This is a genomic window from Micromonospora sp. RHAY321, from assembly GCF_023896955.1.
GTDB lineage: Bacteria > Actinomycetota > Actinomycetes > Mycobacteriales > Micromonosporaceae > Micromonospora.
The window spans coordinates 147,805-154,889 of the sequence record NZ_JAMHIW010000015.1; the positions used below are offsets into that span (position 1 = coordinate 147,805).

Below are 7,085 nucleotides of genomic sequence, written 5' to 3' on the forward strand. Positions count from 1 at the left end.
GGGTTCCAGTGCCTTCCTGGTTACCCGCCGTGCCACAGTCGAGGATCAATATAGTACAGTCCGCGTGACATTGCTGACATTTCCGGCACCTGCCCCTCGGTGTGGCGGCGACCGCGCCGATACGGTGTGGCGGCCGCGTCGACCTAGGGCAGTACCCGAGACCTAGCAGATTACTCTCAGTGCGGCGGGAACGGATGTGAATCTGACTTTCTCCCGCTCGCCAAGGTAGTCGCCGTCGAGCTGGAACGCCTGCGGTCGGCTGGAGAGCAGGGTGAACTCCGCTGTGTCATGGAGTCGTAACACCTGCCGCCCCCGGGGATCCGGTCGCCGGGAGAAGAACTGACTCACTGTCCGTGTGGTGCTGGCCACCCGGAGCTGACGCAGCGCCAGCACATCCAGCCCGAGGTCGAACGACGCCTCCGGGTTCGGGTTGATCTCCCGGTCGCCCAGGTACGTCCACGGCGCGGTGTTCTGGATGATGACGGTGGCCAGCTCGCCCTCGGCCGTCTCGCCCGGTCGTTCCAGGACGATCGCCGGGTGCCGCCGGTCGGAGGCGAGGAAGTACTGGTTCATGATCGAGCGCAGGTAGAGCGCCGGGGTGGAGACCCGCCCCCGACGGCGAGCCTGCTCCACCCGGTGGATCACCGCGGCGTCCAGGCCGAACCCGGCGCAGAACGTGAAGTACCGGTCGTCCGCGCGACCCAGCCCCACCGTCCGGTGCCGACCCAGGCGCAGCCCTTCCAGGATCATGCTGGTCGCCTCGGGCCACTCCCGGGGCAGGCCCACGGCGCGGGCGAAGACGTTGGTCGAGCCGCCCGGAACGGTCGCCAGCGCGGGCAGCCGCTCGGCCGACGTGGCGCCGTCGGCACCCGGTGGGGGCTCGGCCGTCATCAGGCCGTTCACCACCTCGTTGACGGTGCCGTCACCACCCAGGGTGACGACGAGATCGACCCCCTCCGCGGCGGCCTCCCGGGCCAGCGCCATGGCGTGCCCGCGTCGGCGGGTGTAGCGCACACTGAGGTCGACTTCGCTGCGCAGCGCCCGGACAAGCACGTCCCGGCTGCGTTCGCTGGTGGTGGTGGCCTTCGGATTGACCACCAGGACGGCCCGCATGGGCGGCACTGTACCTCCCGGTAGCCCAGGTATCGTGTCGCGCGTGACCATCGACTCGGACCCGATTCCCGTCACGCTCCGCTGGGCGGTCCGGCTGCTGTGGGCGGAGGCGGTCGCCGTCGGGCTGATCGCCGCCTGGCTGGTATGGGCCGATTTCACCGCCACCACCGCCGATCTCCCGTCGGCGTTGCTGGTGACCGCGCTCGCCGTCGGAGCGGCGGTCGCGCTCTGGGCGCTTAGCCGCGCGCTGCTGCGCCGCCGAGCCGGCGCACGCGCTCCCGCGATCGTGCTTCAACTGATGCTGCTGCCGATCGGGTGGTTCATGATTCAGGCCGGGTTGGGCTGGCTGGGCGTGCCGCTGATGGCGCTCGGCCTCGGCGTCGGTTGGCTGCTGGTGAGCCCTCCGACGACGCGGGCTCTCGGCTTCGAGTGACCGCGCCCGGCAGGTGACGGCGCGGCGGGGCCGGGCAACTACCCGCCGGAGCGGCGGGTGAGCAACGAGATGGTGGCCCGGCCGTCGGCGGCCGTGGCGGACGCCGACGTGGTCAGCGCGGTGAGCACCTTCCAGGCGAAGGACGACTCGGAGGGCAGCGTGGCGCCGCGCACGGTCGGCACGGTGACCTCGACGGTCAGCGCGTCCTCGGTGACCGCGAAGCGGCACTCCAGCTCGGCGTCGCGGGTGGCGATGGCGAGCAGCATGGCGCACGCCTCGTCAACCGCGATGCGCAGATCCTCGATCTCGTCGAGCGCGAACTGCAACCGGGCCGCGAGACCGGCGGTGGCGGTACGGAGCACGCCGAGGTAACCGCCATCGGCGGGCACCGTGAGGTGCACCACGTCGTCGTCGGTCGCTGGCTGGCCGGTCAGTTGAGTCACGCCTCATCCCCCCGGTCGGGGACTCTACCCGGTCAGCCGTTCGGACGCGTGCCGGCGGCCGCCGCCTGACCGGCCAGGTGGCGCAGTGCGTCGCCGCTGAGCCGGTAGGAGACCCACTCGCTCATCTGCTCGGCGCCGATCGAGGCGTAGAACCCGGCCGCCGGGTTCCAGTCGAGCATCGACCACTCCAGCCGTCGGTAGCCGCGGCGTACGCAGATGTCGGCCAGGGTGGCGAGCAGCAACCGGCCCGCCCCGGTGCCCCGGGCGGTCGGACGAACGTAGAGGTCCTCCAGGTAGATGCCGTGCACCCCGGCCCACGTGGAGAAGTTGAGGAACCACAGCGCGAAGCCGACCGGTTGGTCGTGCGCGTCCACCGCGACGTGCCCGTAGAGCGCCGGCGCGGGGCTGAACAGGGCCGAGGTCAGCTGCTCGGTGGTGAGGTGGCACTGGTCGGGGGCGCGTTCGTACTCCGCCAGCTCGTGCACCATGGCGACGACGGCCGGCACATCCTCGGGACGTGCCGGCCGGATCGTCGGAATGACCGGGGAGGTCACGCCTTCTTGGTCTCCCAGAAGATCTTCGAGATCTCGTCGATCTTCCCGAGCAGCTTGTCGGCGGTGGCCGGGTCGAGGCTGCCCTTGACACCACCGGCGCCGGCGAGCTTGGTGGCCTCGTTGAACAGCTGGTGCAGCTGCGGGTACTTCTCGAAGTGCGTGGCCTTGAAGTAGTCGGTCCAGAGCACCCAGAGGTGGTGCTTGACCAGCTCGGCGCGCTGCTCCTTGATGATGATCGCCCGGGTGCGGAACTCCGGGTCGGTGTTCGCCTGGTACTTCTCGCAGATCATTTTGACCGACTCGGCCTCGATCCGGGCCTGTGCCGGGTCGTAGACGCCGCACGGCAGGTCGCAGTGAGCGCTCGCGGTGACGCGGGGCGCAAGGATGCGCGGAAGTCGCATCGGGATCCTCCATGGGAAGTTTGCGATGATCAAAGGCGACATTACTCCTGGGAATGCTCCCCGAACCGGGTGGAGGTGAAACCAGTGCGGGCCGATCACCCGGCGGAGGTGCCAAGGCTGCGGCGGCCGCTGACGGCCGTCCTGATCACCGGCCCGTCCATGGCGCCCACGCTGCGGCACGGCGACGCGGTGCTGGTCCGTCCCGGCGGCCGTCCGATCCGCTCCGGTGACGTGGTGGTCGCGGTGTTCCGGACCCGCCCGGACCTGCTGGTGGTGAAGCGGGCGGTCCGACCGCAGGACGGCGGTTGGTGGCTGCGCGGGGACAACGACCTGATCACCGACGACTCCCGGGCGTACGGCGTCGCCGACGTGCGGGGGAGGGTGGTGGCCCGCTACTGGCCGCGCCCCGGACGGGTCTCCCGTCGACCGTTATGACCCTGCTCACATCCGCAGGGCAGTGTCGACACTATGCTCGGAAAGTGCCCGGGTGACCCCCCGCACCGCGTGCCACCGCTCGCCGCCAACCTCGCGGCCGGGCCGGCCGCCCCGTCTGCTCGACAGATCCTGGAGTCACCACCATGTCTTCGTCCACCGTGGACCCCGCTGATCCCGTCTTCCAGCTGCACCGCGGCGGCAAGATGGCCGTCACCTCGACTGTGCCGCTGACCAGCCGGGAAGACCTCTCCCTCGCGTACACCCCGGGGGTTGCCCGGGTATGTGAGGCGATCGCCGCCGACCCCGGCCTGGCCGACGACTACACCTGGGCGTCGCACGCCGTCGCCGTGGTGACCGACGGCTCGGCGGTGCTCGGGCTCGGCAACATCGGCCCGCGCGCCGCGCTGCCGGTGATGGAGGGCAAGGCGGTGCTGTTCAAGCAGTTCGCCGGGGTGGACGCGGTGCCGATCTGTCTGGACACCCAGGACGTCGACGAGATCGTCGCGGTGGTGCGGGCGCTGGCGCCCTCGTTCGGCGGGATCAACCTGGAGGACATCAGCGCGCCGCGCTGCTTCGAGGTCGAGCGACGGCTCGACGAGGCGCTGGACATCCCGGTCTTCCACGACGACCAGCACGGCACGGCCATCGTGGTGCTCGCCGCGCTGCGCAACGCCGCCACCCTGCTCAACCGCAAGCTCGGTGACCTGCGGGTCGCCGTGAGCGGTGCCGGCGCGGCCGGTGTGGCCGTGACGAAGATGCTGGTCGCCGGGGGCGTCAACCCCGACCAGGTGGTGGTCTGCGACTCCAAGGGGATCATCGGCCGACACCGCACCGAGCTGACCGGCACCAAGGCCGAGCTGGCCGCGAGCACCAACGCCGACGGTCGCCAGGGCGACATCACCGAGGCGCTGCGCGGCGCCGACGTGCTGATCGGCGTCTCCGGCGGGCAGATCCCGGAGGCCGCGGTCGCCGGTATGGCCCCCGGCGGGATCGTGTTCGCGCTGGCCAACCCGACCCCGGAGGTGCACCCCGAGGTCGCCGCCCGGCACGTCGCGGTGGTCGCCACGGGTCGTAGCGACTACCCCAACCAGATCAACAACGTGCTGGCCTTCCCGGGGGTCTTCCGCGGTGCGCTGGACGCCCGGGCCACCCGGATCACCGAGGGCATGAAGGTCGCCGCCGCGGACGCCATCGCCGGCGTGGTGGCCGAGTCGCTGACCGCCGAGGCGATCGTCCCGTCTCCGCTGGATCCCCGGGTCGCTCCGGCCGTCGCCGAGGCCGTCGCCGAGGCGGCGCGCCGCGACGGCGTCGCCCGCCGGTAGGGAAGGACACTTCTTAACGGGCGCTCAGCTTGTTACCGTGCCGATCATGCGTGCCGCCTTCGCCTCCCGCTTCGACGACGCCGATCCGCTCGCCGCACTCACCGTCGGTGAGCGGCCCGAGCCGACCCACCCGGCCGACGACTGGGTGACCGTGCACCTGCGGGCCACCTCGCTCAACCACCACGACCTCTGGTCACTGCGCGGGGTGGGGCTCACCGAGGCCCAGCTGCCGATGATCCTCGGCTGCGACGCGGTCGGTGTGGACACGGCGGGCAACACGGTCGTCGTCTACCCGGTGGTGGTCACCCCGGGTGACCCGCGCGGGGTCTCCATCCTCTCCGAGCACTTCCCCGGGACCATCGCCGAGCGGGTCGCCGTACCCCGGTCGAACCTGGTGCCGCTGCCCGACGGGCTGAGCGTGACCGACGCGGCCTGCCTGCCCACGGCCTGGTTGACCGCGTGGCGGATGCTGACCACCAAGGGCCGCGTCGCGGACGCCGACAGCGTGCTGGTGCAGGGCGCCGGCGGCGGCGTCGCCACCGCGGCCGTCGCGCTCGCCGTCGCCATGGGCAAGCGGGTGTACGCGACCAGCCGCGACGCCGTGAAGCGTGAGCGCATCACGGCGCTCGGCGCCACCGCCGTGGAACCGGGTGCCCGGCTGCCGGAGCGGGTCGACGTGGTGATCGAGACGGTCGGTGCGGCCACGTTCGACCACTCGCTGAAGTCGGCCGCGCCGATGGCACGGATCGTCGTCTCCGGCGCGACCGCAGGGCACGAGCCGTCGGTGAACCTGCGCCGGGTCTTCGCCATGCAGTTGGAGATCCTGGGCACCTCGATGGGCACCCCGGGCGAGCTGTACGAGCTGCTGGCGTTCTGCGCCGACAGCGCCGTGCGCCCGGTGGTGGACAGCGTGATCCCGTTCAGCCGCGTCGAGGACGCCTTCGCCCGGATGCAGTCCGGGGACGCCTTCGGCAAGATCGTCATCGACCACACCGCCTGACGGCGCCGCACATCAACAGGGAAAGAGTGGCCCCCGGCGGTGCTGAGGCCACTCTTTCCCTGATGGTGGTGGATCGCGCCAGTGCTCAGAGGTGATCGTCGAAGGTGGCGATGTCGCCGCGCGTCGCGTCGGTGGAGATGCGCCCCTTGGCCTTCGCGTCGCCGTAGAGCGTCCAGCGCAGGAACTCCACCGAGGTGTCCGACACCACCCGCAGCGCCGCACCGTCGCTGAGCAGGGCACGCCCGTGGTCGCCCTTGGGCAGGCTCAGCATCGCCTTCGGCCAGGGCACCTTGTCGTACGCGGCCCGGCCCGCCGCGTAGTCGACCACCTCGTCCAGCTCGCCGTGCACGAACAGCTGCGGCGCGGCCGCACCGGCGAACGCGGTGCCCACGCCGAGCGCCGTGCCGGCGAACACCACGCCGGCGTCCAGCCGTTCGTCCCGGGCGGCGGTGAAGAGACCGATGGTGGTCACCCCGCCGGCCGAGTGCCCGGCGGCGGCCACCCGGTCGCCGTCCAACCTGCCTCGCAGCGGATCGCCGGCCTTGTCGTCCAGGGCCAGCACCTCGGTCAGCGCGTGGGACACGTCGGCCGGCTGGTTGAGCACGTCGAGGACGTTGCCGTCGGCGCCCCGGGAGGTGTGCGGGAAGGTCGGCGCGGCCACCACGAAGCCCGCCGCCGCCCAGCGGGTCAGGAGCGTGGCGTAGTCCTCCGGCCGCCCGGTGAGGCCGTGGCTGAACATCACCACGGGAAACCGGCCCTCGGCGGCCTTCGCGGACCGCTTGGCCGCGCCGCCGGCATCCCCGGCCGCCGGATACCAGAGCGTCACCGGCAGCGCCCGGCCGTCCCGGTTCAGCTTCAGCTGGCGTACGCCGACGGCGAAGGCGCGCTGTGGGGCGGTCCCGACGGCCACCCGTGGTGTCGCGGAGGCGGTGGGCTGGGGCTCCGCTGACGGCGCCTGGCTGCTCCCGGCCGGGCGGGCATCCGCGGAGCAGCCCACCAGGCTGGCCGTGAGCAGGGCGCTGGCCAGGAGCGCGGGGGTGACGCGACGTGACATGAATTCGATTGTGCCCTGTCCGGCTGAGGGGCTCGGTCGGGTTCGGCGTGGCGTGCGCACCCGGTGACGCAACGCTCAGCCGGCCGGGCGGGACTCGTAGTGCGTCAGGGCGGGGGTGCGGGCGTCGGTGGGGAGGCGGGCACCGGCCGCCCGGTCGTCGTAGAGGGTCCAGCGGAGGAAGTCGGTGGTGGTGGCGAGGACCGGGGTGAAGCCCGGGTGGCCCGGGGTGAGGTATTCGCCGTGGTCCTGCCCGAGCAGGCTGAGGAACGCCGCTGGCCCGGTCACACGCCCGTACGCGGCCCGGCCCACCGCCACCGGGACCACCGGGTC

General features: G+C 72.0%; 9 protein-coding genes and 1 pseudogene. 4 read left to right on the forward strand and 6 right to left on the reverse strand.

Features of this window, described 5'->3' with window-relative positions:
* Positions 1 to 162 precede the first annotated feature (162 nt).
* Positions 163 to 1,113, reverse strand: coding sequence for a diacylglycerol kinase family protein (locus M8C17_RS25480; protein WP_252419078.1), 951 nt, complete (start codon positions 1,111 to 1,113; stop codon positions 163 to 165).
* Between the two features lie 43 nt (positions 1,114 to 1,156).
* Between M8C17_RS25480 and M8C17_RS25485 the strand changes: the two genes are divergently transcribed.
* Entirely contained in the window at positions 1,157 to 1,546 is a 390-nt protein-coding gene (locus tag M8C17_RS25485) for a hypothetical protein (RefSeq protein ID WP_252419079.1), read from the forward strand.
* A gap of 38 nt (positions 1,547 to 1,584) precedes the next feature.
* Here the strand turns inward: M8C17_RS25485 and M8C17_RS25490 are convergent, their stop codons facing one another.
* The 3 genes from M8C17_RS25490 to sodN are packed head-to-tail and all read right to left on the reverse strand — an operon-like array spanning position 1,585 to position 2,944.
* The gene (locus tag M8C17_RS25490; protein WP_252419080.1) at positions 1,585 to 1,989 is read right to left on the reverse strand and encodes an ATP-binding protein; all 405 of its coding nucleotides are present in this window, start codon (positions 1,987 to 1,989) and stop codon (positions 1,585 to 1,587) included.
* A gap of 32 nt (positions 1,990 to 2,021) precedes the next feature.
* A complete protein-coding gene (locus M8C17_RS25495; protein ID WP_252419081.1) occupies positions 2,022 to 2,543 on the reverse strand; it encodes a GNAT family N-acetyltransferase in 522 nt (173 codons plus the stop codon).
* Positions 2,540 to 2,944: a superoxide dismutase, Ni gene (gene sodN / locus M8C17_RS25500; RefSeq protein WP_203149355.1), complete on the reverse strand. Its 405-nt coding sequence runs from the start codon at positions 2,942 to 2,944 to the stop codon at positions 2,540 to 2,542. Before sodN ends, M8C17_RS25495 begins: the two co-directional genes overlap by 4 nt.
* An 84-nt stretch (positions 2,945 to 3,028) precedes the next feature.
* Here sodN and M8C17_RS25505 point away from each other — a divergent pair, with 84 nt between their 5' ends.
* The 3 genes from M8C17_RS25505 (at position 3,029) to M8C17_RS25515 (ending at position 5,701) form a co-directional block, all read left to right on the forward strand.
* Positions 3,029 to 3,379 (forward strand): S24/S26 family peptidase, encoded by a 351-nt coding sequence (locus tag M8C17_RS25505; protein ID WP_252419082.1) that lies wholly within the window; start codon positions 3,029 to 3,031, stop codon positions 3,377 to 3,379.
* Positions 3,380 to 3,522: 143 nt separating this feature from the next.
* Positions 3,523 to 4,701: an NADP-dependent malic enzyme gene (locus M8C17_RS25510; RefSeq protein ID WP_252419083.1), complete on the forward strand. Its 1,179-nt coding sequence runs from the start codon at positions 3,523 to 3,525 to the stop codon at positions 4,699 to 4,701.
* A 37-nt stretch (positions 4,702 to 4,738) separates the two neighbouring features.
* Complete coding sequence (locus tag M8C17_RS25515; RefSeq protein ID WP_252419084.1) at positions 4,739 to 5,701, forward strand: zinc-binding dehydrogenase; 963 nt, start codon at positions 4,739 to 4,741, stop codon at positions 5,699 to 5,701.
* A gap of 85 nt (positions 5,702 to 5,786) precedes the next feature.
* Here the strand turns inward: M8C17_RS25515 and M8C17_RS25520 are convergent, their stop codons facing one another.
* Together M8C17_RS25520 and M8C17_RS25525 are read right to left on the reverse strand one after the other, a co-directional pair.
* Positions 5,787 to 6,755 carry a chlorophyllase gene (locus M8C17_RS25520; protein ID WP_252419085.1) on the reverse strand — a complete coding sequence of 323 codons (969 nt, stop codon included), beginning with the start codon at positions 6,753 to 6,755 and terminating at the stop codon, positions 5,787 to 5,789.
* Between the two features lie 75 nt (positions 6,756 to 6,830).
* Positions 6,831 to 7,085, reverse strand: a pseudogene (locus M8C17_RS25525) (alpha/beta hydrolase); the annotation flags it as partial.

What these genes read in the sequence shown, in the direction of transcription:
- M8C17_RS25510 (WP_252419083.1), top strand. Translation starts at nt 3,523, where the DNA reads ATGTCTTCGTCCACCGTGGACCCCGCTGATCCCGTCTTCCAGCTGCAC.
- M8C17_RS25520 (WP_252419085.1), bottom strand. Translation starts at nt 6,755, where the DNA reads ATGTCACGTCGCGTCACCCCCGCGCTCCTGGCCAGCGCCCTGCTCACG.
- M8C17_RS25480 (WP_252419078.1), bottom strand. Translation starts at nt 1,113, where the DNA reads ATGCGGGCCGTCCTGGTGGTCAATCCGAAGGCCACCACCACCAGCGAA.
- sodN (WP_203149355.1), bottom strand. Translation starts at nt 2,944, where the DNA reads ATGCGACTTCCGCGCATCCTTGCGCCCCGCGTCACCGCGAGCGCTCAC.